Below are 25,203 nucleotides of genomic sequence, written 5' to 3'. Positions count from 1 at the left end.
AATCTTGGTTACTCGCTCTTTTTCTTATTTGAAAAATAAGCATCTCCGAATCCCTTTTACTAGTACAGTAGAAGGGATTTTTGATGCAGAATCCTTGAAAATCTGAGGCTATTGGATTATGATGGAGCTAATAGATGTCAAGCGTTCCTTGTAGGGAATGCGGGAAGCGAGGAAAAAAGATGGCAGAGATTTATCTAGCAGGTGGCTGTTTTTGGGGCTTAGAGGAGTATTTCTCACGGATCCCTGGTGTAGAAAAGACAACGGTGGGGTATGCCAATGGCCAGGTGGAAACGACCAATTACCAATTGATCAAAGAAACGGATCACGCAGAGACCGTTCAGGTCGTCTATGATCCAGATAAGATCACTCTACGTGCGATTTTGCTCTATTACTTCCGCGTAATTGATCCCTTGTCCATTAACAAGCAGGGAAATGATCGAGGGCGCCAGTACCGGACGGGTGTCTATTACCGAGACGAGGCAGATCGTGAGGTGATCGCCCAAGTGTTTGCGGAACAAGAAAAGCAACTGGGAAGTAAGATCGCAGTTGAGCTAGAACCGTTACGCCATTATATCTTGGCTGAGGACTACCATCAAGACTATCTCAAGAAGAATCCTGGAGGCTATTGCCATATCGATGTGACAGATGCCGATCAACCCTTGATTGATCCGGCAACTTATCCAAAGCCTAGTCAGGAGGAATTAAAGGCACGATTGACAGAGGAGCAGTACCAAGTCACCCAAGAAAGTGCGACGGAGCGTCCTTTCAACAATGCCTATGACCAGACCTTTGAAGAGGGCATTTATGTGGATATTACGACTGGGGAACCTCTTTTCTTTGGAAAGGACAAGTTTGCGTCTGGCTGTGGATGGCCAAGTTTCTCCCGTCCCATTGCCAAAGATGTTCTCCACTATTACCAGGACCATAGCCACGGAATGGAGCGGATCGAAGTTCGTTCCCGCTCAGGCAATGCCCATCTCGGCCATGTCTTCACCGATGGACCAAAAGACCAAGGAGGCCTTCGCTACTGTATCAATTCGGCCTCTCTGCGTTTTGTTCCAAAAGAGGAAATGGAGCGAGAAGGTTATGGATATTTGTTAAAGGCTTTGAAATAAGAGGGCCTTTCTATTAGATCGAAAAACGGAGTTTATGATGAAAAATAGAAATTTGTGGTTAACAATTTTTTCACTTTCGGCTATGGTAACTCTGATTGGATTAGGATTTACTGCCTATAATCATTTTGTATTCCATCAACCTTTTATGAATCGGGACAACAAAAGGGTTGCTTTCGGCCTTTTTCCTGAGTCTTGTCATGGTTGCGATTAGCTTGTCCAAATCAAACGATAAGAAGTGATGATTGATCATTTACATGAATTAATCAACTGTGCAGGAGCAGGACGATGAAGCGTTTCTAAACAATGGCGCTTCTGTCCTGCTCTCTTTTTTCTCTTCTTAAAATTTGTGATACAATGAAGAGAAAGCATTTCAATGAATACTAGGTTTGATGTGGTTTTAGTGGCTCATTGTATAAACCTGAGATGAGAAAGTTGGAATGTTAGAGAAGTGTGAGAATGTAAAAGGTAGCATCAAGATGCTAGGGAGAGGCCTTTGACAAGTGTAAGAGAATTGAATAGGAAGAGAAGATGATGAAGAATTGGAAGGATCTCTTAAAGAGATGGAGCGAGCTTGGGAAAGATATCCTCAGGATGCTCAACGACTGGCTTGATATTGGCTTGGGAAAAGTGACCGCTTTTCGCTTGACCAACGAACAGTTTGTCTACGGTTTGCTGATTACAGTATTTGCGGCAGCAAATCTGGTCTTGTGGGTTCAAAAATGGAATGGTTTTCCCATTACAGCGCTAGAAATGCCGGAAGTCGTTGAAAAGCAAGAAGAAGTTCATCCGGATCAGTTACCTCATACGGCTCGGATCATGGCAAATGGAGATCAACTCTATCATGACTTGATTTATATGAGTGCCGCCAAGGAAGATGGAAGCTATGATTTTTCTGAGAATTATCACTATGCTCAGGAATGGTTGAAGCAAGGAGATCTGGTCTTGGGGGATTTTGAAGGGACCATTAATTCGGATTATGGGCTTTCGGGCTATCCGATTTTCAATGCCCCTGGGGAGGTGGTTGCTTCGATTAAGGATGCAGGCTATCAGGTGATGGACCTGGGACATAACCATATCCTCGATTCTGGCTTGGAAGGGCTGTTTTCGACTGCAAAGGCCTTTGAAGACGAGGGGATCCAAACGGTTGGTGTCTACCCGCATGAGACGAGAGAGCAAGCCCCTATCCTGATCAAGGAGGTAAATGGAATCAAGATTGCAATTTTGGCCTACTCCTACGGATTTAATGGGATGGAATATAATCTAGAACAAGAGGACTATGATAATCGTCTATCGGACCTCAATGAGGAGCGGATGCGTCAAGAAATCCAAAAAGCTGAGATGGAAGCGGACGTAACTATTGTCATGCCTCAGATGGGGATTGAATATGAGTTAGAGCCATCAGAGGAACAAAAGGAGCTATACCATAAGATGATTTCTTGGGGGGCGGATATCGTCTTGGGCGGTCATCCTCATGTCGTCCAGCCTGCTGAGATTGTGGATAAGGATGGGCAACAGAAATTGGTCGTTTATTCTATGGGGAATTTCCTTTCCAATCAGCGGATGGAAACCATGGAAGGGATAGACAATGCGCAATGGACCGAACGAGGGGTCCTGATGGATATCACCATTGAGAAGGTAGGGCGCAAGACACGGATCAAAACGGCCACAGCTCATCCTACTTGGGTCAACCGGACGCCCAAGGACAGTTATTCTCCTGAAGGCTATGAACTCTATCATTTCCAGACCTATATCTTGGAGGACTGGATTGAAGGCGGCAAGTACCGGGACCAATTGGATGATGAAACAAAGGCGCGTGTCGATACAGCCTACCAGGAAGTGAAGGACCGTGTGAATCTGAATTGGCAGTAGGAAGGGGCGAATGTAGGAATGGATAAACTTGGATGGTTACCAATTGGATTTGTTGGACTGATCATCATTATGGTTCTAACAAATCGGATAGCAACGATTCGTCTGAGAAAAAAATTAGCCAAGGCTTGGGAGGGAAAACCTTTTTTTATAAAAAATGATAGTGAAGAGAGTTTAGTGGAAACGATGCTTTTGGCATCTACATTCCAGCCAACGGATAGTCAAGTAGATGGTCAAACTTGGCATGATTTAGACATGCATAGAGTCTTTGATCAGCTGAACCATACACAGTCTAGTATTGGGGCAGAGGCCTTGTATCAGAAGATGCGTTTGATAAACTTTCAACCAGATGCATCTTTGCAGGAGTTAGAAGATTTCTTTGAACATCACACGGATCTTCGTCTGAAGGTTCAGGTTGTTATGAACCAGTTAGGAAAAAAGAACCACAATATGGCTAGAAGTATTGTGGCGAATCCAGGGAAGCAAGATTCGAGGATTTATCTTTCTCTCTATATTTTTTTAGCGTGTTTGCCAGTCCTCTCTCTTTTCTTTCTTCCGTTTTTTCAAATTCAAGCCATGTCAGTCTTGATAGCGAGTGTGACGTTTAATATCATTTTTTCGAGCATTCGGAATTGGTCGAATAAACTGCGCTTGGATCAAGTTAGTTACTTGGTTCGTATCTTTGCTTCAGCGGAAAAGCTGAGCCGTCTAGCGCTACCAAAACAAGAAGCCTTCAAACAGGCTGTCCAACCATTTAAGAAGACGAAAGTCATTTCCAGCATCTTACAAAGTCCAACAGGAAGCTCCGAGATGGAAATTATCCTGATTTACCTTAATTTTCTTTTCTTAATTCCGCAGATTGCCCAAATCTATATCTACCAGCAAGTGAGGACTCATCAGAAAGAAGCGCAGGAAACAATCAATCTTTTGGGCGAATTGGAAGTAGCTATCAGCCTTCTACGCCATAAGCGTGATGGTAATTTGGTTTGTCATCCCAATTTTAAGGAAGAAGCTGGGATTAAAGGAAAGGGGATCTACCATCCTTTACTAGCGGATCCGGTTGCTAATGACGTCACTTTTGAAAAAAATATGGTGATCAGTGGAGATAATGCCTCCGGAAAATCCACTTATTTGAAAATGGTAGCCATTAACTGTATTTTAGCGCAGGGCTTGGGCTTCGCTTATGGTGACAGTTTGGAGCTTTCTTATGGACATGTCATGACCTCTATGGATGTCAGCGATGATATCGAGGTTGGAGATAGTTATTTTATTACAGAGAGTAAAACAATTCTCCGAATGATTGAGAGTCTGGAAAAGTCAGGTTTTCATTATTTCTTTATTGATGAACTCTTTAAGGGAACCAATACCATTGAGCGAATTGGGTCTGGCTTAGGGATTGTCCGCTGGCTATCGAGACACGATTGCTTGTATATGATTTCGAGTCATGATATTGAGCTAGTTGCAGCATCTGGTGCAGTAAATGATAATTATCATTTTGACAGTCGCTATGTTGACGGGAAAATCGTCTTTGATTATCAGATAAAGCAGGGAGCAGCAGTAACGAAGAATGCGGTCAATACATTAAAAAGCCTCTATTTTCCTTCGGAAATCACTCAAGCTTCCCAAAAATTAATTGGACAATATGAAAAGACAGGGAAATGGTCTTTAAATAGAATGTTGAGTGATAAAGAGGAAGGTTGCTAGGTTGTATCAGATCTTCTGTTGAAAAACATTAAAAGCACATAAAACGCAAACTTCACTTGTGTTTCATGTGCTTTTATTATTTGTTCTATTGGTTAAAGACAAGCTTTTCGGTATTGGCTTGGAGTAACCTGATAGTATTTCTTGAACTGGCGATTAAAGTTTGAGAGGTTGTTGAAGCCGGATTGGCTCGCGATATCAATGATTGCCTGATCGGAATGCTGGAGGAGATGGGCCGCTTTTTTCAGCCGATATTGAATGATGTACTCCATACAAGAGAGCCCTAATTGTTTCTTAAAGAAATTCATGAAGTGGGTCGGGCTAAAATGGCACAGCTCTGCCAAATGCTCAATCATGAGCTCCTCTTGGTAATGGTTCGAAATATGGTCGAGGACTAAGCGGATTTTTTCTTCTCTCCGATAAGCGTCCGTTGAGAACTTTTTCTCGACGATATAGTTATGGGAGAAGAGGAGATAGAGGAGTTCATTGAGCTGGGATTTAAGTCGGAGTTCATAGAAGGGGCCTTGTTCTCTTCCGTTTGCCATACAGGTTAAGAGGCTCTGTTTGATTTCTTCGTAACCGGGTGATTGAGCTTGAATGCGTCGGACAAATTCAAAATCCCCATTGTAGAGAGGTTGTAAATATTTTAGAGTGGCGATATTTTTATGGGTAATCCCAATCAGGTCCAAATTAAAATGCAGGACATCCATGGTATGGGAAGAACTCTGGATGGGGTGGATGGAGTGAAGTGCATTGGGTCGGATCAAAATAATATCACCAGGCTGACTATTAAAATATTCATAGTCGATATGGAACTGAGCAGTCCCTTCATTGACATAAATAATCTCAATATCGGTGTGCCAATGAAATAAGATATCTGGCTGGCCATTTTGGGTGCTAATCTGTTTGATTGAAAAAGGGAAATCGCTATTGGTAAAGGATGTTTGGCGGTATAAGGTCTTTGTGTTCATGCCTACCTCTTAGATCTTTTTCGGGAGTAGCAGACGTTTTTTCCAAGTGTGTGAAAGGGTCTGCTAGTTACTTCATACAGGGAAAATCTACTATCTATATTATAATAAAATTGGACCAAAAATTAAAGAGGATTCGATGGAATTTCTTAAATTTTAAGGAAGGAGGAGAGGGAGGATTTAAGGGAGAGAAGGTTCCAAAATGATGAGGGAATGGTGTATAATAGGGGAAAGATGGAAAGAGGTGGCGGTATGCTACAAATGATTGCGACAGATATGGATGGCACTCTGATGGACGAGCAAGGAGAAGTAGACCATGAGCGCTTGAGCCGCATCTTGGATCAGTTAGACCAAAGAGGGATTCCCTTTGTCATTGCGACAGGAAATGGCTATAGTCGTATGGCTCATGTATTGGAAGACTTGAAAGATCGCGTCACCTTGGTGCTGGCTAATGGGGCACGGATATTAGAGAAGGGAAAGCTCATCCGAGAGTGCAGCTGGCCGGAAGAGCTGGTGCAGGAGGTCTTGCGTTATCTAGAAGGCCGAGAAGAAGAACTCCACCTGGTCGTTAGTAGCTTATCGGGAGGCTATGCCAAGAAAGGAACAGAGTTTCCTCTTTTAGAGCAATTGATGACGCCTGAGTTAGCGGCTGCTTTTTACAAACGGATGCGCTTTGTGGATGATTTGGTCCATGAACATGGCGAGCAAGTTTTGAAGTTAAGTGTCGTCACGGAGACTGAAAAAGTCGAAGATTTTGTGCAAGAGCTGCGAGAAAAGTTTGGAGAGCGCCTGCTTCCAGCAGCTAGTGGCTATGGAGCCATTGATATTCTGCAACCGGGTGTCAATAAGGCTACGGCCATTCAATTCTTAGAAGAACGCTGGGGCGTGGATGGTGGGCATCTGATGGCATTTGGCGATAGCCAAAACGATGTCGAGATGCTTGAGTTAGCGACCTATTCCTATGCAATGGAAAATGCGGATCCCCATGCGCGACAAGCAGCCCGCTATACGGCACCTTCTCATCAGAATCAGGGGGTCTACGAAGTCATCGAAGCTTACTTGGATGGAAGGCTCTGCTTCGACTAGGCCTATCCTACCTTGCACAGTTTCTACTATACGAATCGAAAGGAGCCTTTATGGCTGTACAATTATTGGAGACCTGGCTGTTGAAAGAACAGGCAAAAATACAGAAGAATTACCGAGAACTGAATCAAAATCCTTTGAGGGAACCCGATATTCTTTTTATAGGAGACTCTATCGTCGAATACTATCCCCTTCAAGAGTTGCTGTTGACGGATCAGTATATGGTGAATCGGGGGATTAGAGGCTACAAGACAGACCTCTTAAGAGAGCATCTAGATGCCCACATTTTTGGTCAAGCAGTGGACAAGGTCTTTTTGCTGATTGGAACTAATGACATTGGTAAGGAAATGCCCCTGTCGGAAACCATTGATAACATGAGCATCATCTTGCAGGAGATGGTACGACTCTTGCCCTTGGTGCAAATCAAACTCGTTTCGGTTCTTCCTGTGAATGAGGGAGAGCCCTACAAGGGGACAGTTTATATCCGGACCAATCAGAAGATTCAGACCTTGAACCAGGCCTACCACGAATTGGCCCAAGGGATGATAAATGTTGAATTTATCAATGTTTTTGACCATTTGCTTGGAGAGGATGGTCAGCTCAAACCGGCTTATACAACAGATGGTCTTCATCTAACCATCGAAGGATACAGAGTCTTGAGTAAGGCTCTTCAAAGCGAAATCTAACCCATCCTAGCAAGGAAAATGATTTTCCAGCTAGGATTTTTTATGCTTTCTATAAAACAGTTTGGGGAAACACTCTATTTTGTACTAATTCTACAACAAGCAAAAACCTTGCCCTTATGCGGTTTATGACTTCTGTTATAAAATAGTTTGCGGAAACAGAACAGATTTTTGCTTTGTGTTATGTAATAGTTCCAGGCGTTCGGTGAGCATATTCTTATACAAGGACAATAAAACGTGATAAATTGATATAGTAAAGTTATTTGAAACGTTTTCACTCTTTGTCGAATTCAGTTCAAAGACTGACAATTATTTTTATTGAAGGAGAGTTATCATTATGACTCAAGGGAAAATTACTGCATCTGCAGCAATGCTCAACGTATTGAAAACATGGGGCGTAGACACGATCTACGGTATCCCATCAGGAACACTTAGCTCACTCATGGACGCTTTGGCTGAAGACAAAGATATCCGTTTCTTGCAAGTTCGCCACGAAGAAACCGGTGCTCTTGCAGCGGTTATGCAGGCTAAATTCGGCGGATCTATCGGTGTTGCAGTTGGTTCAGGTGGTCCAGGTGCAACTCACTTGATCAATGGTGTTTACGATGCAGCTATGGATAACACTCCATTCCTTGCCATTCTTGGATCACGTCCAAACAACGAATTGAACATGGATGCCTTCCAAGAATTGAACCAAAACCCAATGTACAACGGTATCGCTGTTTACAACAAACGTGTAGCTTACGCTGAGCAATTGCCAAAAGTGATTGACGAAGCTTGCCGTGCTGCCGTTTCTAAAAAAGGTCCAGCCGTTGTTGAAATTCCAGTAAACTTTGGTTTCCAAGAAATCGACGAAAACTCATACTACGGATCTGGTTCTTACGAGCGTTCATTCATCGCTCCTGCTTTGAACGAAGTTGAAATCGATAAAGCTGTTGAAATCTTAAACAATGCTGAACGCCCAGTGATCTATGCTGGTTACGGTGGTGTGAAAGCTGGTGAAGTGATTACTGAATTGTCACGTAAAATCAAAGCACCAATCATCACAACTGGTAAAAACTTTGAAGCTTTCGAATGGAACTACGAAGGTTTGACAGGTTCTGCTTACCGTGTTGGTTGGAAACCAGCCAACGAAGTAGTCTTTGAAGCAGACACAGTTCTTTTCCTTGGTTCAAACTTCCCATTTGCTGAAGTTTACGAAGCCTTCAAGAACACTGAAAAATTCATTCAAGTCGATATCGACCCTTACAAACTTGGTAAACGTCATGCCCTTGACGCTTCCATCCTTGGAGATGCAGGTCAAGCAGCGAAAGCAATCCTTGACAAAGTGAATCCAGTTGAGTCTACTCCATGGTGGCGTGCTAACGTGAAGAACAACCAAAACTGGCGCGATTACATGAACAAACTCGAAGGTAAAACTGAGGGTGCGCTTCAATTGTACCAAGTTTATAACGCTATCAACAAATACGCTGATGAAGATGCAATCTACTCAATCGACGTAGGTAACTCTACTCAAACATCAACTCGTCACCTTCACATGACACCTAAGAACATGTGGCGTACATCTCCACTCTTTGCGACAATGGGTATCGCTATCCCTGGTGGTATTGCTGCTAAGAAGGACAACCCAAATCGCCAAGTATGGAACATCATGGGTGACGGGGCCTTCAACATGGTTTACCCAGACGTGATTACCAACGTTCAATACAACCTTCCAGTTATCAACGTTGTCTTCACAAACGATGAGTATGCCTTCATCAAAAACAAATATGAAGATACAAACAAACACTTGTTTGGTGTAGACTTCACAAATGCTGACTACGCTAAAATCGCTGAAGCACAAGGTGCTGTAGGATTTACAGTAAACCGTATCGAAGACATCGATGCAGTTGTTGCAGAAGCTGTGAAACTCAACAAAGAAGGTAAGACAGTTGTCATCGATGCTCGCATCACACAACACCGTCCACTTCCAGTAGAAGTTCTTGAGTTGGATCCAAAACTTCACTCAGAAGAAGCGATTAAAGCCTTCAAGGAAAAATACGAAGCAGAAGAACTCGTACCATTCCGCCTCTTCTTGGAAGAAGAAGGGTTGCAATCACGCGCAATCAAATAATCCTGCTCGTCGAAAATCAAATGTAAACTGCGTTATCTTCACCTTGCCGTACTCCAGTACTGCCTGCGGTTCGATGCCTTGTTTATTCTTTGATTTTCTTTGAGAGAAGCTTAAAAGATCGGAGCAATCCGGTCTTTTTTAGAGGAGAGTAAATGAATTTAAATCAATTAGATATTATTGTTTCAAATGTACCCCAAGTCTGTGCGGAACTGGAGCATATCTTGGATAAGAAGGCAGACTATGTTGATGATGCTTTTGCTCAGTTCACGATTGGCAGTCACTGTCTCATGTTCTCACAAAATCATTTGATACCTCTGGAAAATTTTCAGTCAGGAATCATTCTACACATTGAAGTTGAAGATTTGGAACAGAATCAAAAGCGTTTGAAAGAATTAGGGATTGAAATTTTAAACGGCCCAGTTGTAACCGATTGGGGAACAGAATCCCTGTTAGTTGAAGGCCCTGCTGGTCTAGTCATTGATTTTTATCGTATGAAATAGGATGCTTCGTCATTTGAAGTTAACCATAATTATTCTTAAAACAGAATATGAGAATATGAACTATTAAAAGATCGGAGTCATCCGGTCTTTTTGTGTTGCGCTTGAATAGAAACAATCTTAGAATAGTATCAGTTTTTCCTAGGATGCTGTAAGACTTTCGGATTAGACAGGGATATAATAGATTTAAGGATGAAAGCGAGGTAGGAATATGACTGACAAACTACAATTTCCAGATGGTTTCCTTTGGGGTGGGGCGACGGCTGCCAACCAATGTGAAGGAGCTTATAATGAAGATGGCCGCGGCTTGGCCAATGTGGATGTGGTACCGATTGGGCCTGATCGTCACGCGATTATTACGGGTCAGAAAAAGATGTTCGACTTTGAAGAGGGCTATTTTTACCCGGCTAAAGATGGTATTGATATGTACCATCGCTACAAGGAAGACATTGCCCTCTTTGGGGAAATGGGCTTTAAAACTTATCGACTTTCTATTGCTTGGTCACGGATCTTCCCACAAGGGGATGAACTGGAGCCAAACGAAGCGGGACTACAGTTCTATGAAGACCTCTTTAAGGAATGTCACAAGTATGGCATTGAGCCCTTGGTGACCATTACCCACTTTGACTGTCCCATGCATTTGATTACCGAGTACGGTGGTTGGCGCAACCGCAAGATGTTGGGCTTTTATGAACGTCTCTGTCGGACCCTCTTTACTCGTTACAAGGGCTTGGTCAACTACTGGCTGACCTTTAATGAAATCAATATGATCCTCCATGCGCCATTTATGGGAGCGGGTCTCTGCTTCGAGGAAGGGGAGAATGAGGAGCAGGTCAAATACCAGGCAGCCCACCATGAGTTGGTCGCTTCAGCCATTGCCACTAAGCTTGCCCATGAGATTGATCCGAACAACAAGGTCGGCTGTATGCTGGCAGCAGGGCAAAATTACCCGCATACTTGTGCTCCGCGTGATGTTTGGGCGGGTCTAGAAGAAGACCGCAAGAACTACTTCTTCATCAATGTGCAGGCGCGTGGGGAATACCCTAACTATGCTAAGAAAGAGTGGGAACGTCAGGGAATCACGGTTGAGATGACCGAGCAGGACCTTCAATTATTAAAAGACTATACAGTGGACTTTATTTCCTTCTCCTACTATGCCAGTCGGGTCGCTTCAGGCGATCCAGCTGAAAGGGAGAAAACAGCGGGCAATATCTTTGCCTCTCTGAAGAACCCCTACCTAGAAAGTTCAGAATGGGGTTGGCAGATTGACCCTCTGGGTCTCCGCATTACCCTCAATACCATCTGGGATCGTTATCAAAAGCCTATGTTTATCGTGGAAAATGGATTAGGGGCAGTTGATACACCTAATGAAGCGGGGGAAATCGAGGATGATTATCGGATTGCCTACCTGGCTGCCCACATCAAGGCTATGCGAGATGCCATCCATGAAGACGGCGTCGTCCTCTGGGGCTATACGACTTGGGGTTGTATTGACCTGGTCTCTGCTGGGACAGGAGAAATGAAGAAGCGCTACGGCTTTATCTATGTTGACCGGGACAACGAAGGCAAGGGAACCTTAGCCCGTTCGCGTAAGAAATCCTTCTATTGGTACAAAGAGGTCATTGCGACCAATGGGGCTTCTGTTGAGTAAAAGTCTCCTCTAGAGCTAAACCATCTTCTGGATGACTCTCTGACAGCAAACTAAAAAGCTTAGAATCCCAACCAAAGCTGGGGTCCTAAGCTTTTTGTATGTCGTTAAGGCAAGTCCTTATTGATTTACTGGTCGTAGTCTAAGACATTGTTTTCGATGACAAACTTAGATTCAGCGGAAATGCTGGCTTCTCCTAGTTGCAACTGAGAACTTCCGTCTGGTTTCATGATGTGCCACTGACCGTCCTTGTGGGCAAAGATAGCCTGAAATGTGACGTTATCACTCTTGTCTCGAATCGGCAGAACAAATGCTTGATCTGTATTCTCTAAGAGAATCTCTTCTTTTTTTTCAAAGTTATAGATATAAAATTGCCCAGTTCTTTGCCCTAAACCATGAAGTTCATCGACTTTTTGCCAATTTTCAAAATTTTTCTGAACTAGGGATTCATTAAAAATCTTGTTGAAGGTTTCGTTCCGTTTCTTGGTTTCTTCCTCGTCTAGTGTTTTCTGAAACTCTGCAACCTTTTTAGTCGTTTGGACGGTTTGTCTGTTTTGCTCCCTGATTTGCTGGCGGTGGATGACTCGCATCATTCTTGCACCAACGCCCAGGATGACGAGAATGGATACAAGGCTGATTTGAGTTTTGGCATTTTTTTTCATAGATGATTCTCCCTATTGTGTCATTGGTCCTATTATACCCTTTGAAAGAAAGGATAGTCAAGTTCATCTTGTGATGACCTACCATGCAGCTCTACCTGGGGACTATAGGATTTTATCAGATTTTCATTGACGAAGGTCCCTTTATTTGATAGGCTAGGGGAATAGAAATGATTTCGTAAGCATAGAAAAGAGGAGTGAGGCAAGTGGCACGCATCTTATTAATTGAAGATAATAATGATATCCAAGAAATTTTGTATAGTCTCTTAAGCGAAGACCATGAGGTGCTTCAGGCTTTTTCAGGTACAGAAGGGCTGCGACTCTTCCAGCAAGAAAGCATTGATTTGGTCCTTCTCGATATCATGCTCCCTGGGAAAAATGGGGATCAGGTCCTTGAGGAAATCCGTTTGCAGAGTCAGGTACCGGTCATCATGATGACAGCTCTTGGTGATAAACACCTCATTAGCCAGTATCTCCTTGCAGGTGCCAATGATTATATCGTCAAGCCCTTTAATCTGGATGAGGTGGCGGCTCGGGTGACGGTGCAACTGAGAAATAACCTCACTCCGGCACAGGAAGCTCCATCATCGAAAAAGCTGACTTTTAAAAATCTGGTTCTGAACCCAGAAACCTTTGAACTGGAGTCTGGAGAAAAAACGCTTCGCTTAGGTAAAAAGGAATTTCAAATTTTTGAAACTTTATTGGCGCATCCAAAGAAGATTTTCACCAAAGAAGAATTGTATGAGGCAGTCTGGGAAGAAGTCTATCTGCCTGGAGACAATACGCTCAATGCCCAATTGAGCAATCTCCGAAAGAAAATTGCCCAACTCGATCCTAATGAGGATTACATTGAAACCGTCTGGGGCTTGGGTGTTCGCTTGAAAGGAGACAAGTAATGTGGGGAGTCGTTCTAGTTCTAGTCTTCCTTGTCCTTCTCTTGGGACTGGGCTACGTTCGCCTGCTTTCTGCCTTAAGAGATTTGCAGGAGCAGATTCAAAAGAAGCTCCAAAATGGGAGTGGGGTACGGTTGACGTCACGTGTTTCAAATAAAGAATTGGTCGCCTTGACCAAACAGGTCAGTGAGCTCTTTGACCAGATCGAGCGGACCAATCGGATTGCCTTTCAAGAGAAGAAAACCTTGGATATGGCCATCAGTAATATTGCTCACGATATTCGGACGCCTTTGACCATTGCGTCTGGTTATACCCAACAAATCATCAAGGGTGGGACGCAAGAAGAGGAAAAACTGAAAAAAATTGCTTCCAATCTTCAAGTCGTCTCAAAACGCTTGGAATCACTCTTGGAATACAGACGCTTGATGGAGGGTGCCATTCAGCCTCGGCTTTCAGACGTTAATCTCAGCCAAGTCCTAACCCAGCAGTTGTTCCAGTATTATGATAGTTTGTCTGAGGCGGGGATTGCACTAGAGGTAGAGCTAGAAGAGCATCTCCATTATGCTACCGATCCTGAGCTTTGGGAGCGCCTCTTGCAAAATATGCTCAGCAATGTCCTCAAGCATGGAAAGGAGCAGGCCCGTTTGACCCTGACTTCGGACGCGGACACGATTCGGGTCGAGCTGCGCAATATCGTTCAACAACCGATTCAGCACTTAGACCAATTAGCTAGTCGCTTCTACTCCGAAAATCTATCGGACACAGAGGAGTCTTCTGGCCTGGGTCTCTACATCATTCAAAATTTTGTAGAAATCTTAGGGGGAGATTTTCAACTGGCAACGGAGGCAGAATGGTTTATCTTAACCATTACATTAAAACAGTAAGGCTTGACCAATCGTCAAGCCTTTTTGTTTTTATAAATCTTTGTGTTTAAAGGTAGCTAGTCCCAGGAATCCGAAAACAAGGATGAATCCAAGGGCGATAGAGAGGGTATTGTTTGTTGCTGTCGTACTTTGGACCATGGAATATTGGAATTCCAAGTTTAGATAGTGCAAAATGTCGATGTCTTTAAAGAAGAGCGCAGGAAGGCTTAAGAAGATATTTCCAACGAAGTAGCCAACGAAGGCCAAAGTGATGGATTGGCTAGCGTAAAGGAGGAAGGAAATGATGCTGACCCAAGCCAAGGTGGAGAGGAACTGAATCAGTAGGGTCAGTCCAAAATGAGCCAAGAAGTGATCTGGCATGGTGCCAAGTCCATTGTAGAGGGTCGCGATTGAGAAGACAAGACCATAAGAAACGAGGAATTGGAAAAGAGCAATGGTCAAGACAACAGCACTTTTAGCAAAGTAGTAGCTGGTGCGAGAGACGCCATAGGCCAAACTATTCTTGTATAAGTTTTGTGTTAAGTCTGTTCCCAGGACCAGGGTGATGACAATAATGGTAAAGAGGATGGTCACACTGATGCTGGAGGAATAGTTGGTCAAGGCTTTAAAGCCAGTCCAAACTTCGGTCGCTTGGGGTAATTTGGATTCCGTATTGACACCGACGTGTCCGGTAGCTCCAAAGATGACTCCAGACAGGATGTTGAGAACGAGAATGGCTTCTGTAATCCAAAAGCCTTTGGAGCGAAAAAGTCTATAAAAATCTGCTTGAATGGTATGCAACATGATAAATCTCCTAAATGAAATGTGTGGATAGGTTATACAGGAAGATGGTATTTGTACTAGTCTACCAAGTCTGTAAAGAATTTTTCTAGATCTTGGCGGGCATAGTAGATTTCGTCCACGTCAATATCCGCTTGAACGAGGGCTTTGACGATGACTTTAATATCGTGAGTCTGGCCAAAGATATGGATTTCTCCATCCTTATCGATGACCTTGATGCGATGATGGAGTTGATCCTGGATCAGTTGACTCGCGAGGGCTAGTTGATTGGTCTTGAGGATGATATAGTCTTCGCCTTGCTCCTCGAATTCGGCCTTGCTAATTTCTTTGATCAGGCGTCCTTGGTCGACAATGCCAAAGCGATTAGCAACCAGATAGAGTTCAGAGAGGATATGACTGGAAATGAGGATGGTCATGCCGAGTTCATCATTGAGGCGCTTGATCATCTGACGAAATTCCTTGATTCCGACCGGATCAAGACCATTGATGGGTTCGTCCAGAATGAGGAAGTCGGGTTTGGCAATAAGGGCAATGGCAATTCCCAACCGTTGTTTCATTCCCAGTGAAAAATCACGGAATTTCTTCTTACCAGTATTGTTCAGGCCGACATAGTTCAGGGTTTCTTTGATGACCTGGTCGGGGTTTGGGATATGGCGAGCCTTGCAATAGTAGACTAAGTTTTGATAGGCAGTCATATGTTTGTGTGCCACGGGACTCTCAATGACGGATCCGACACGTTTCAGGGCTTGGGTCCACTGGGAGCGATTTGTAGAAGCAAAGAGGGAGACGCTTCCGTCGGTTTCCTGAATCAGCTGGGTGATGACCTTGATGAGGGTGGTTTTCCCAGCTCCGTTCTTACCGATCAGGCCGTAGACATCACCTTTGCGAATGCTCAGATTCACATCGTTTAAGGCGTATTGTTGACCAAATTTTTTACTCAAATGGGAAATTTCTAATACTTTTTCCATGGTTTCTTCTCCTTAGTACAGCTTATTTTCTAGCAAATCGAAAACGATTCCGTAGGCTTCATGCTCGTAGCTATGCTCTATAAAATTTGTTTGACTATCGTTGAATGTGACCTCAAAGTTAAAATCGTTATGTACGAGGCTCCAGACGCTAAGAGCAATGATAGAGGCGATAGCGACAACCATTAGTTTCTTTTTCATAAGAGAACTCCTTCTTGGTTATTTTCTTTACACTCTTAGTATACAGCTTGCTTTTCAAATAACTATCAAGTAATTCTAAAATATTTCTAAAAAAACGACTAACCTTTTAAAAGTTAGTCGTTACTTGTAGTTTAAGTTTTCTAGAGGCTTTTCTTAAGTGAGTACGGACGTCAGCGAACTTCGAAGAAGTTCCATGACTTAGTTTTGAACCTAAAGTTTCAAAACTCCCGAGTCCTTGAAATATCACTATTTCAAGGACTTTTCTCACGGTGGAAAGCCTCAAGGTATTCATGAGTAACTTTAGAAAATAAACATTTCTTTAAATATCTTGATTTTTTAAGTTATGTAACATGAAAAAATACTTTATCTACATTAAGAGGAACTGTTTTTTAAGCTAGCCTCTTCATTTTTAAATTCACCAACAAACTCCTTGATGACTTGTGCCAGTTCATTGGGTTTCTGAGTATTGAGTAGATGGCCTCCATCTGCGATTTCTTGATAGTGCCCTTTGGGCAGGAGATTTGCCAACTTTTTCGAAGAAGCTTGATTGGCCCAATCTTTGCTGCCACAAATCACTAAGCTAGGGAGCTGACAAGTTTTAGCAGTATTGGTTAGATTAAGACTTTTTAACTCGGTCAAGATTTGCAACATGTGCTGTTTGTTGGCCCCCTGCTTTTCAAAGACCTGTTTGGGAAGCAGACGAAAGAGGAGGATCTGGAGCCGATAGAGGAGATTGGTCTTGAGTTTGTATTGTGTCCCTGAGAGCACCAAGCCCTTGAGGTGTGGTAAGTCTTGGCTGGAGAGTTCAAGAGCGAGAACGCCACCCAGTGAGAGTCCAACCAGAATAAAGGGCTCGCTTTCTTGTTGGAGACACTCCGTCAGTCTTTCTTTGGCCTCCTGGTAGCTTTCGCTTGGATAAGAGAAAATAGCGAAAGAGTCAGAAGGCAAGGGGGAAAGTGCATCTTGAACACTTTGCCAAGAATGAGCATCCTGGCCTAGGCCATGTAAAAAAACAAGTTTCATTATGGGTTCTTTCTTGTAAAATCGAGTGGATAAAGTCCACGAAGGGCATTGCAGGCATAGACTCTGTCAGCAACTTCTAAATCCTTCAGTGTCAATCGTTTTTCCTCTACTTGTCCAGTTTCCAATAGATGGCGGCGGTAGATCCCTTCGAGGAGAGGGAGATGAGCTGGAGGAGTGTAGAGTTGGCCGTCGATCTCTAGAATGAGGTTGCCGATGGTCGTCTCTAGTAAGGTTCCGTCTTCTAAATAGTAGATCTGCTCCCGATCTGACTGGATGAGATGGTCTCTCTGGCTCGTTTTAAAATAGGTAAAAGGTCGGTTTAATGGTGCAGTTTGTTCTCGTAATTGAGCCTGTAGATAGCTAGCTGGCAAGTCTGTTAGCTCCGTAATCGTCAGTTGGAAGTTTCCGTTTTTCTGCAAGGCTATCCGACAACGATAGTCAAGGCTAGAATCAACATGAGTGAGCTCTTCTTGAAGTTTGTTCAAGAGCTTTTGCTCATTATAAGGATAGGCAAAGTAGCGGCTGGCCTCTCGCAAACGGGTCAAGTGTTGCTTCAGGAAGGTCAACTCTCCTTGGTGGATACGACCAGTTGTCAAGAGATCAAATCGAGGCTCTTGACGGTAGAGAACAGCAGACTTTTGCTTAGTTTCCTGGTATTCGGATTTCCATTTGCTGTCCCAAGTGATGCCCCCTCCTACGCCATAGATGGCTTTGGTGCCTTGCATTTGAAGGGTTCGGATAGCCACATTGAAGATCCGTTTCCCTTTTGGAAGAAGGATCCCAATCGTTCCACAGTAGACTCCGCGAGGAGCAACCTCTGTCTTTTGAATAATTTCCATAGTAGAGATTTTCGGTGCCCCTGTAATCGAACCACAAGGAAAGAGGGCCTGGAAGGTTTGAACCAGGTCGATCTCTGGGCGCAAGCGACTTTTAATGGTCGACGTCATCTGCCAAACGGTAGAGTATTGCTCAACTTGGCAGAGACGGGTCACCTGCTCACTTCCAATTTCCGAAATCCGGTTCATATCATTGCGGAGGAGATCTACAATCATCATATTTTCCGCTCGATTTTTGGGGTCCGCTTCTAACCAAGCTGCCTCTTCAAGATCGGCTTGGTTGGTGAGGCCACGACGAGTCGTCCCCTTCATGGGGCGCGTGGTCAATAGCCGATCTTCTTGTTCAAAAAAGAGTTCAGGGCTGATAGAGAGGATGGACACATCATCGTGCTGGATAAAGGCATTGTAATGGGCCTTTTGCTCTACCACTAAGCGATTATAGATGGCCAAAGGATCAGCCTCTAGCTCTTGAGAAAGCTGGACGGTATAGTTGACCTGGTAGGTGTCTCCTTGACGGATGTGGTGCTGGATGGTCTCAATGGCTTCTTGATAGGTAGGCGCCTCGACCTCTTCCTTCCAATTGGCAGGTAGGTCCACAGCCTCATAGTCCTCTGGGAAAGGAAGGGTCTCGACCTCCTCATGAATGGTGAAATAGAGGAGATACTCTCCCATGAGTGGTGCTGGGTGGACGGCTAATTTTTTCTCAAAAGCAGGAGCGGCTTCATAACTGACATAGCCTACGGCATAATAACCAGCCTCCTGATAGGCTTCCGCCTCTCTCAGAAGAGTCTCTACTTGGTCGAGGTCTCTGGTTTTTAATTCCCTTATGGGCTTGGTGAAAAGCTGTCGCAATCCAAGCTCTTTAAAATCAATAATCGTTTGTTTGTGCATGCTTTGAGTATATCAAAAATAGAGGAAAAAAGGTAGATAAGGAGGCAAGGATTCCTTGCTTGGTCCTCTCTTTCATGCTAAAATAACCATAGAATCTGCATTTGGCGAAGGAGTAGGACCATGAAAAAGAATTCCCTCTATAACACTTCCAGTATTAGTCTTTTTCAATACCTCTTTGCGATTGCAGTGATTTTGGTGCATAGTGGTCGCTTAACTTCCTATGAGTCGGTGCATTTTGGTCTCAAGAGTATCCTTGGACGGCTAGCGGTGCCATTTTTTATCGTCTGTGCCAGCTTTTTCCTCAAGCCATCACTAAGAGATGCAAGGAAAATGAAGGCCTATCTGGTCAAAATCGTAAAAACCTATTTATTTTGGAGTTGTGTCTATCTTCCCTATGCCTGGGTCTTTTTTTCTAGTCTCAACCTCCCAGTATCTCTCTTTCCAGCTGGCGTCCTCATCGCTCTAGTCTATTTGGGGATGTGTTACCAACTCTGGTATATCCCAGCTTTTTTGCTAGGTTTGTTTTTGGTCAATCAACTGGTCAAACGCTTGGGCATGGTTTGGGCGGGGGTGATCAGCTTGCTCCTCTATTGCTGGGGCTTGGTTGAGACCTATTCGGCTTATCTAGACACCACGAGTCTTCTCAAGGGCTACCAGCTCTACAGCAACTTATTTTTCACTGCTCGAAATGGATTCTTTTACACGCCTATTTTTATCTATATGGGTTACTATCTGTTTGATCATTTTCATTCACAAAATTTTAGGGTTCACCGTTGGCAAAAGCTTGCTCTGACTTTTGGTTTCCTCTGTTTAGAAGGCGTAGTTATTTTTCAACATGAAGGAATGGATAAGAACTTTTTCTTTCTTCTTCCTTTTGTGACGGTCTATTTGGTCAATGCTTGCCTAAAATCGTCCTTTTTAAAATCTTATGACTTACAGTATTTAAAACAGATGAGTATGGCGCTTTACTTTTCGCATCCAATCTTCATCGAGTGGGCTCGCTATGGTTTTAGCAATCTCCCACTTTCCTATCCAGACAGAGGCAAGCTGATTTTTGTGGTGGCCTTGTTTGGAAGCCATCTCTTTGGGTTGGCCATGCTCTCTTATCACAATTGGCAAAATGAAAAGAGGATGAGAAGGTTAAAAAAGGAAGTTTTCTAAAGTGACTTCTTTTTTATTTTAAAGGAGACTGATAGAGCTACTAAGAGTTGCAATTTCTTTCAAGTTTGGTTATGTTGAAAGGGATTACAAGTAAAATCAAAAAGGAGAAGTACATGAAGAAAAAAAGGTGGCATGATGCTGTGATTTATCAAATCTATCCCAAGAGTTTTTTAGATAGCAATGGGGATGGAATTGGTGACCTCAAGGGGATCATCAGTAAGCTGGATTATTTGGAGAAACTAGGCATTACAGCCATTTGGCTGTCTCCTGTTTACTAAAGTCCTATGGATGATAATGGCTATGACATATCTGATTATGAGGATATTGCTTCTATCTTTGGGACCATGGAGGATATGGAGAAGCTGATTGCGGAAGGGCAAAAGCGCGATATTAAGATTATTATGGATTTGGTTGTCAACCATACCTCGGATGAGCATGCTTGGTTTATCGAAGCGAAAGAAAATCCAAACAATCCAGAGCGGGACTACTATATTTGGAGGGACCAACCCAATGATCTTCTCTCGAACTTCAGTGGTTCAGCTTGGGAATTTGATCCAGCTTCCCAGCAGTATATTATTTGCACTTCTTTAGTAAGAAGCAACCGGACCTGAATTGGGAAAATGAGAGCCTTCGGCAGAAGATTTACGACATGATGAATTTTTGGATTGACAAGGGGATCGGTGGTTTTCGGATGGATGTCATCGACATGATTGGGAAAATTCCGGATCAGAAGATCGTAGCCAATTGTCCTATGCTCCACCCCTATCTGAAAGAAATGAATCGAACAACCTTCGGAGATAAGGATTTGTTGACGGTCGGGGAGACCTGGGGAGCGACACCTGAGATTGCTAAGCAATACTCTGGTCCTGACAATGAAGAATTATCGATGGTCTTTCAATTTGAACACATTGGGCTTCTCTTCCAAGAGGGTCAGCCCAAATGGCACTATGCGAAGAAGCTCAATGTTCCTAAATTGAAAGAAATCTTTTACAAGTGGCAGACGGAACTGGGCATGGATGAAGGCTGGAACTCCCTCTTTTGGAACAATCATGACCTTCCTCGGATTGTCTCTGCCTGGGGAGATGACCAAGTATACCGGGTGAAGTCCGCTAAGGCCCTAGCCATTCTTCTTCATTTGATGAGAGGGACACCTTATATCTACCAGGGGGAAGAGATTGGCATGACCAACTATCCTTTTAAGAGCCTAGACGAAATCGAAGATATTGAATCTATTAACTACGCTAAGGAAAGCCTAGAAAAGGGAGTAGACCTCGACACCATTATGGACCAGATCCGGCATATTGGCCGGGACAATGCTCGAACCCCTATGCAGTGGTCCAAGCTGCCACAGGCTGGTTTTACAACCGGTCGCCCATGGCTAGCTGTCAATCCAAACTATCAGGAAATCAATGTAGAAGCGGCTTTGGCTGATCCCTCATCCATTTTTTATACCTACCAACAATTAGTTGCCCTCCGTAAGGAGCAAGACTGGTTGATCTCGGCAGACTTTGAGCTAGTGGATACAGTCGACCAGGTCTTTGCCTAACAACGAGTAAATGGGAATCAACGCTATTTGATTGTGGTCAATTTGTCTAGTCAAGTTCAGAGCTTTGAACTGAAGCAAGACTATCAGGAGGTCCTCATTAGCAATACCAATGTAGAGCAGGTCAAACAGACAAAAGTATTGGAACCTTGGGATGCTTTTTGTGTGCAACTAACTTAAGCATAAGTTTCTACAAAAAAAGAAGCGGATAGCTTCTTTTTTGTTTTAGAGGGGACGAGGACTGTCCAATGGGAGGGGGCTCAGTCTGTCTGGTAGAAACCTTATAGTTATTTTTTATAAGGACTATTAGTTTCCCATAATGGCAAGAGGCGAAAACCCTTGATCTATAAGGTTATAGCTTCTGGCTATACCATAAACCATTGAAAAGCAATTATACAGAAGGCGCTTCTTCTGATAAGATAGACTCAACTTGAATTTTTGGAGGACAAAACATGTCAACTACAATTATCGGATTCCCTCGTTTGGGTGAATTCCGCGAACTAAAATTTACAACTGAGAAATATTTTAGAAACGAAATTACAGCTGAAGATTTGTTGGATGCTGCAAAAGAATTGCGTGCCAAACACTGGAACATTGTCAAAGAAAAAGGGATCACTGAAATCCCATCAAATGACTTTTCTCATTATGACAACTTCCTCGATGCTGCTTTCCTCTTCAATGTGGTTCCTGCATCGGTTCAAAACTTGGACTTGTCTGACCTTGAACGCTACTTTGCTTTGGCGCGTGGTTACCAAGGAGAAAAAGGGGATGTGCGTGCTCTTCCAATGAAGAAATGGTTCAACACCAACTACCACTACATCGTTCCTAAATTTGAAAAAGACACTCAAGTAAAATTGGCTGGTCACAAGATCTTTGATGAGTTCCAAGAAGCTAAAGAATTGGGTCTTAACACTCGTCCTGTCCTTGTCGGTCCATTCACTTTCCTTCAATTGTCAGACTTTGAAGAAGGTGTGAAAGCAGAAGATTTCGTGGATAGCTTAGTGGCTGCTTACCAAGATGTTTTTGCGAAATTGGCTGAACTTGGTGCAACTCGTATCCAACTAGATGAAGCAGCTCTTGTCAAAGACTTGACAGCTGAAGAAAAAGCACTCTTCTTAAACCTCTACAACAAACTCTTGGCTGACAAAAAAGGTCTTGAAGTCTTGATCCAAACTTATTTTGGTGACGTGCGTGACATCTACGCTGACCTTGTGAACTTGCCAGTAGATGCGATTGGTCTTGACTTCGTTGAAGGGAAGAAAACTCTTGAACTCGTTAAAGGTGGCTTCCCAGCAGATAAGACTCTTTATGCAGGTATTGTCAATGGTAAAAACATCTGGCGTAATAACTACGAAGCAAGCTTGGAAATTTTGAAACAAGTTCCAGCTGAAAATGTTGTCTTGACAACTTCTTGCTCACTGCTTCATGTACCATTTACGACTGCTAACGAAGACTTTGAACCAGCTATCTTGAATCATTTTGCTTTTGCAGTTGAAAAATTGGAAGAACTCCGTGACTTGGATGCTATCCGCAATGGTCAAGGTGAAGAAGCTCTTGCAGCCAACAAAGAACTCTTTGCAACAGAACGTGTCGGAGCAAATGCGGAACTTCGTGCGCGTATCGCTGGATTGACAGACGCAGACTATACTCGTTTGCCAGCCTTTGCTGAACGTGAAGCCATCCAAGAAGAAGCCTTTAAACTTCCAGCTCTTCCAACAACAACTATCGGTTCATTCCCTCAAACCAAGGAAGTGCGTGCTAAACGTTTGGCCTTCCGTAAGGGTGAATTGACGCAAGAAGAATACGATGCCTTCCTTGCTGAAACCATCGACGAATGGATCAAATGGCAAGAAGAAGTTGGATTTGATGTGCTTGTACACGGTGAATTCGAGCGGAACGACATGGTTGAGTACTTCGGTCAAAACTTGTCAGGTTACCTCTTCTCTAAGAATGGTTGGGTACAATCATACGGTATGCGTGGGGTGAAACCACCAATCATCTGGGGTGATGTCACTCGTCTCAACCCTATTACTGTTAAATGGTCTAGCTATGCACAAAGCCGTACGGACAAACCTGTCAAAGGGATGTTGACTGGACCTGTTACTATCCTTAACTGGTCATTCCCACGTGAAGACATCTCTATCAAAGATTCGACTCTTCAAATCGCTCTTGCTATCAAGGAAGAAGTTCTTGACCTTGAAGCTGCAGGTGTGAAGATTATCCAAATCGACGAGGCTGCTCTTCGTGAAAAATTGCCACTCCGTCGTAGCGACTGGTACGAAGACTACCTTGACTGGGCTATTCCAGCCTTCCGCTTGGTACACTCAACAGTAGCACCAGACACACAAATCCACACTCACATGTGTTACTCAGAATTTACAGATATCATCCCAGCTATCGATAACATGGATGCGGACGTGATCTCATTTGAAGCGAGCCGTTCAAACCTTGAAATCTTGGACGAACTCAAAGCTCAAAACTTCCAAACAGAAGTGGGGCCTGGGGTTTACGATATCCACTCACCTCGTGTGCCAAATGAAGGCGAAATCGACCACACCATCGAAGCCATCCTTGCGAAAGTACCAAGCAAGAAAGTATGGATCAACCCTGACTGTGGTTTGAAAACACGTGGTATCAAAGAAACGAGAGAAAGCTTGATCCGTCTTGTAGAAGCGGCAAAAGCTGCTCGTAAAGCGCTATAAGGCAAGTAGAAATTCCTAAGCTTGCTGGTTAGCAAAAGAAAGAATTGCTCAATCAAGAAAGGAATACATTTGATGACTAAGCAAACACCGTCGCTCTCCTTTGAGGTTTTCCCTCCAAATCCTGAAGTAGGCAATGCCAAGCTCTTACGTGCCTTGGAAAATATGCAGGAATTAGCCCCTCACTTTATCAGTGTGACCGCTAGCAATAACAAATACAATATCAAAGAGACGACGGTTGCCTTAGCCAATCATATTCAAAATGAATTGTCTATTCCGACCATTGCCCACTTGCCTGCCATCTATCTGAGTAAGGAAAAAGTGGCAGATACCCTTCATGACTTAGACCAAGTGGGAGTTCATCGGATCTTGGCCCTTCGTGGAGATATTATTCCAGGTGTGGAGCCTCTGAAAGACTTTCGTTATGCAACAGATTTGATTGAATTTATTAAAACGGAAGCTCCTCATTTTGATGTAATCGGTGCTTGTTACCCTGAGGGGCATCCGGATTCACCTAGTCAGATTTCAGACATTCAAAACCTTAAAAAGAAAGTGGATGCTGGATGTTCAAGTCTAGTGACTCAGCTTTTCTTTGACAATGAGCGTTTCTACGATTTTCAAGATAAGTGTATCTTAGCGGGAATTGATGTTCCCATTCATGCAGGGGTGATGCCAATTCTTAACAGAAACCAGGCCCTTCGCTTGTTGAAGACTTGTGAAAATGTTCATATCCCACGGAAGTTCAAAGCCATCCTTGATAAGTATGAGCATGATCCAGAATCCCTTCGTGCAGCTGGTTTAGCTTATGCGGTAGATCAAATCGTAGATTTGGTCACACAAGATGTTGCAGGTGTCCATCTCTATACCATGAACAATGAAGATGTAGCCTATCATGTCCATCATGCAACAAAAGCTTTATTTGATCATCAACCAAACTTAGAAGTGATCTAATCAACAGTCTAAGAAGGAATTGTAGAGATTGAGAAAAATTTTT

Annotated in this window: 20 protein-coding genes and 1 pseudogene; 14 read left to right on the top strand and 7 right to left on the bottom strand. The window is 43.5% G+C overall.

Annotation, left to right across the window (positions count from 1 at the left end):
• The first annotated feature begins 179 nt into the window (after positions 1-179).
• The 3 genes from msrB to QM873_RS01005 all read left to right on the top strand — a co-directional run bounded on the left by msrB (position 180) and on the right by QM873_RS01005 (position 4,685).
• Positions 180-1,115: a peptide-methionine (R)-S-oxide reductase MsrB gene (gene msrB, locus QM873_RS01015; protein ID WP_414278649.1), complete on the top strand. Its 936-nt coding sequence runs from the start codon at positions 180-182 to the stop codon at positions 1,113-1,115.
• 591 nt (positions 1,116-1,706) lie between these two features.
• Complete coding sequence (locus QM873_RS01010; RefSeq protein WP_414278702.1) at positions 1,707-2,984, top strand: CapA family protein; 1,278 nt, start codon at positions 1,707-1,709, stop codon at positions 2,982-2,984.
• Between the two features lie 18 nt (positions 2,985-3,002).
• Positions 3,003-4,685, top strand: a complete 1,683-nt coding sequence (locus tag QM873_RS01005; RefSeq protein ID WP_414278648.1) for a MutS-related protein — start codon at positions 3,003-3,005, stop codon at positions 4,683-4,685.
• A 92-nt stretch (positions 4,686-4,777) separates the two neighbouring features.
• Here QM873_RS01005 and QM873_RS01000 read toward each other — a convergent pair whose 3' ends face one another.
• Positions 4,778-5,653, bottom strand: a complete 876-nt coding sequence (locus QM873_RS01000; protein ID WP_048688652.1) for an AraC family transcriptional regulator — start codon at positions 5,651-5,653, stop codon at positions 4,778-4,780.
• A gap of 249 nt (positions 5,654-5,902) precedes the next feature.
• Here QM873_RS01000 and QM873_RS00995 point away from each other — a divergent pair, with 249 nt between their 5' ends.
• The 5 genes from QM873_RS00995 (at position 5,903) to QM873_RS00975 (ending at position 11,677) form a co-directional block, all read left to right on the top strand.
• Complete coding sequence (locus tag QM873_RS00995; protein WP_195550341.1) at positions 5,903-6,736, top strand: Cof-type HAD-IIB family hydrolase; 834 nt, start codon at positions 5,903-5,905, stop codon at positions 6,734-6,736.
• A 50-nt stretch (positions 6,737-6,786) separates the two neighbouring features.
• Positions 6,787-7,419, top strand: a complete 633-nt coding sequence (locus QM873_RS00990; protein WP_414278647.1) for an SGNH/GDSL hydrolase family protein — start codon at positions 6,787-6,789, stop codon at positions 7,417-7,419.
• A 334-nt stretch (positions 7,420-7,753) separates the two neighbouring features.
• Positions 7,754-9,529 carry a pyruvate oxidase gene (gene spxB / locus QM873_RS00985; RefSeq protein ID WP_195550343.1) on the top strand — a complete coding sequence of 592 codons (1,776 nt, stop codon included), beginning with the start codon at positions 7,754-7,756 and terminating at the stop codon, positions 9,527-9,529.
• Positions 9,530-9,681: 152 nt separating this feature from the next.
• Positions 9,682-10,029: a VOC family protein gene (locus QM873_RS00980; protein WP_123160597.1), complete on the top strand. Its 348-nt coding sequence runs from the start codon at positions 9,682-9,684 to the stop codon at positions 10,027-10,029.
• Positions 10,030-10,237: 208 nt separating this feature from the next.
• Positions 10,238-11,677, top strand: coding sequence for a 6-phospho-beta-glucosidase (locus tag QM873_RS00975; RefSeq protein ID WP_120701645.1), 1,440 nt, complete (start codon positions 10,238-10,240; stop codon positions 11,675-11,677).
• A 125-nt stretch (positions 11,678-11,802) separates the two neighbouring features.
• On the opposite strand, the gene QM873_RS00970 is transcribed toward QM873_RS00975, so the two are convergent.
• Entirely contained in the window at positions 11,803-12,336 is a 534-nt protein-coding gene (locus tag QM873_RS00970; protein ID WP_120701646.1) for a hypothetical protein, read from the bottom strand.
• 203 nt (positions 12,337-12,539) lie between these two features.
• On the opposite strand from QM873_RS00970, the gene QM873_RS00965 reads away from it, so the two are divergent.
• Together QM873_RS00965 and QM873_RS00960 are read left to right on the top strand one after the other, a co-directional pair.
• Entirely contained in the window at positions 12,540-13,229 is a 690-nt protein-coding gene (locus QM873_RS00965; RefSeq protein ID WP_023024311.1) for a response regulator transcription factor, read from the top strand.
• On the top strand, positions 13,229-14,110 hold the full coding sequence (locus QM873_RS00960; protein ID WP_414278646.1) for a sensor histidine kinase: 882 nt from the start codon (positions 13,229-13,231) through the stop codon (positions 14,108-14,110). The genes QM873_RS00965 and QM873_RS00960 overlap by 1 nt, the downstream gene beginning before the upstream one ends.
• 30 nt (positions 14,111-14,140) lie before the next feature.
• Here QM873_RS00960 and QM873_RS00955 read toward each other — a convergent pair whose 3' ends face one another.
• The 5 genes from QM873_RS00955 to pabB all read right to left on the bottom strand — a co-directional run bounded on the left by QM873_RS00955 (position 14,141) and on the right by pabB (position 18,806).
• Positions 14,141-14,893: an ABC transporter permease gene (locus QM873_RS00955; RefSeq protein WP_117744659.1), complete on the bottom strand. Its 753-nt coding sequence runs from the start codon at positions 14,891-14,893 to the stop codon at positions 14,141-14,143.
• A gap of 56 nt (positions 14,894-14,949) precedes the next feature.
• Complete coding sequence (locus QM873_RS00950; protein WP_270308317.1) at positions 14,950-15,858, bottom strand: ABC transporter ATP-binding protein; 909 nt, start codon at positions 15,856-15,858, stop codon at positions 14,950-14,952.
• 12 nt (positions 15,859-15,870) lie between these two features.
• Positions 15,871-16,056: a hypothetical protein gene (locus QM873_RS00945; protein WP_195347711.1), complete on the bottom strand. Its 186-nt coding sequence runs from the start codon at positions 16,054-16,056 to the stop codon at positions 15,871-15,873.
• Between the two features lie 372 nt (positions 16,057-16,428).
• Positions 16,429-17,079: an alpha/beta fold hydrolase gene (locus QM873_RS00940; protein ID WP_123160590.1), complete on the bottom strand. Its 651-nt coding sequence runs from the start codon at positions 17,077-17,079 to the stop codon at positions 16,429-16,431.
• Positions 17,079-18,806: an aminodeoxychorismate synthase component I gene (gene pabB / locus QM873_RS00935; RefSeq protein WP_123160589.1), complete on the bottom strand. Its 1,728-nt coding sequence runs from the start codon at positions 18,804-18,806 to the stop codon at positions 17,079-17,081. Before pabB ends, QM873_RS00940 begins: the two co-directional genes overlap by 1 nt.
• A 120-nt stretch (positions 18,807-18,926) precedes the next feature.
• Between pabB and QM873_RS00930 the strand changes: the two genes are divergently transcribed.
• From QM873_RS00930 to metF, 4 genes and pseudogenes are all read left to right on the top strand, one after another.
• The gene (locus QM873_RS00930) at positions 18,927-19,967 is read left to right on the top strand and encodes an acyltransferase family protein (protein ID WP_195347710.1); all 1,041 of its coding nucleotides are present in this window, start codon (positions 18,927-18,929) and stop codon (positions 19,965-19,967) included.
• A 113-nt stretch (positions 19,968-20,080) separates the two neighbouring features.
• Positions 20,081-21,690, top strand: a pseudogene (locus QM873_RS00925) (alpha-glucosidase).
• A 272-nt stretch (positions 21,691-21,962) separates the two neighbouring features.
• Positions 21,963-24,212, top strand: coding sequence for a 5-methyltetrahydropteroyltriglutamate--homocysteine S-methyltransferase (gene metE / locus QM873_RS00920; RefSeq protein ID WP_414278645.1), 2,250 nt, complete (start codon positions 21,963-21,965; stop codon positions 24,210-24,212).
• Positions 24,213-24,284: 72 nt separating this feature from the next.
• Positions 24,285-25,160, top strand: a complete 876-nt coding sequence (gene metF, locus QM873_RS00915) for a methylenetetrahydrofolate reductase [NAD(P)H] (RefSeq protein ID WP_123160586.1) — start codon at positions 24,285-24,287, stop codon at positions 25,158-25,160.
• Positions 25,161-25,203 lie beyond the last annotated feature (43 nt).

The sequence above is a fragment of the Streptococcus australis genome (assembly GCF_047463015.1).
Lineage (GTDB): Bacteria > Bacillota > Bacilli > Lactobacillales > Streptococcaceae > Streptococcus > Streptococcus australis_F.
The sequence above is the reverse complement of the archived record's forward strand: the minus strand, read 5'-3'. Positions and strand labels throughout refer to the sequence as shown.

Excerpts from the sequence above, each read along its gene's own strand:
- QM873_RS00930 (WP_195347710.1), top strand. The coding sequence starts at position 18,927 with ATGAAAAAGAATTCCCTCTATAACACTTCCAGTATTAGTCTTTTTCAA.
- QM873_RS00980 (WP_123160597.1), top strand. The coding sequence starts at position 9,682 with ATGAATTTAAATCAATTAGATATTATTGTTTCAAATGTACCCCAAGTC.
- msrB (WP_414278649.1), top strand. The coding sequence starts at position 180 with ATGGCAGAGATTTATCTAGCAGGTGGCTGTTTTTGGGGCTTAGAGGAG.
- QM873_RS00975 (WP_120701645.1), top strand. The coding sequence starts at position 10,238 with ATGACTGACAAACTACAATTTCCAGATGGTTTCCTTTGGGGTGGGGCG.
- QM873_RS01000 (WP_048688652.1), bottom strand. The coding sequence starts at position 5,653 with ATGAACACAAAGACCTTATACCGCCAAACATCCTTTACCAATAGCGAT.
- QM873_RS00945 (WP_195347711.1), bottom strand. The coding sequence starts at position 16,056 with ATGAAAAAGAAACTAATGGTTGTCGCTATCGCCTCTATCATTGCTCTT.
- QM873_RS00960 (WP_414278646.1), top strand. The coding sequence starts at position 13,229 with ATGTGGGGAGTCGTTCTAGTTCTAGTCTTCCTTGTCCTTCTCTTGGGA.
- metF (WP_123160586.1), top strand. The coding sequence starts at position 24,285 with ATGACTAAGCAAACACCGTCGCTCTCCTTTGAGGTTTTCCCTCCAAAT.
- QM873_RS00940 (WP_123160590.1), bottom strand. The coding sequence starts at position 17,079 with ATGAAACTTGTTTTTTTACATGGCCTAGGCCAGGATGCTCATTCTTGG.
- QM873_RS01005 (WP_414278648.1), top strand. The coding sequence starts at position 3,003 with ATGGATAAACTTGGATGGTTACCAATTGGATTTGTTGGACTGATCATC.
- QM873_RS00990 (WP_414278647.1), top strand. The coding sequence starts at position 6,787 with ATGGCTGTACAATTATTGGAGACCTGGCTGTTGAAAGAACAGGCAAAA.
- metE (WP_414278645.1), top strand. The coding sequence starts at position 21,963 with ATGTCAACTACAATTATCGGATTCCCTCGTTTGGGTGAATTCCGCGAA.
- QM873_RS00955 (WP_117744659.1), bottom strand. The coding sequence starts at position 14,893 with ATGTTGCATACCATTCAAGCAGATTTTTATAGACTTTTTCGCTCCAAA.
- QM873_RS00950 (WP_270308317.1), bottom strand. The coding sequence starts at position 15,858 with ATGGAAAAAGTATTAGAAATTTCCCATTTGAGTAAAAAATTTGGTCAA.
- QM873_RS01010 (WP_414278702.1), top strand. The coding sequence starts at position 1,707 with ATGCTCAACGACTGGCTTGATATTGGCTTGGGAAAAGTGACCGCTTTT.
- pabB (WP_123160589.1), bottom strand. The coding sequence starts at position 18,806 with ATGCACAAACAAACGATTATTGATTTTAAAGAGCTTGGATTGCGACAG.
- spxB (WP_195550343.1), top strand. The coding sequence starts at position 7,754 with ATGACTCAAGGGAAAATTACTGCATCTGCAGCAATGCTCAACGTATTG.
- QM873_RS00995 (WP_195550341.1), top strand. The coding sequence starts at position 5,903 with ATGCTACAAATGATTGCGACAGATATGGATGGCACTCTGATGGACGAG.
- QM873_RS00970 (WP_120701646.1), bottom strand. The coding sequence starts at position 12,336 with ATGAAAAAAAATGCCAAAACTCAAATCAGCCTTGTATCCATTCTCGTC.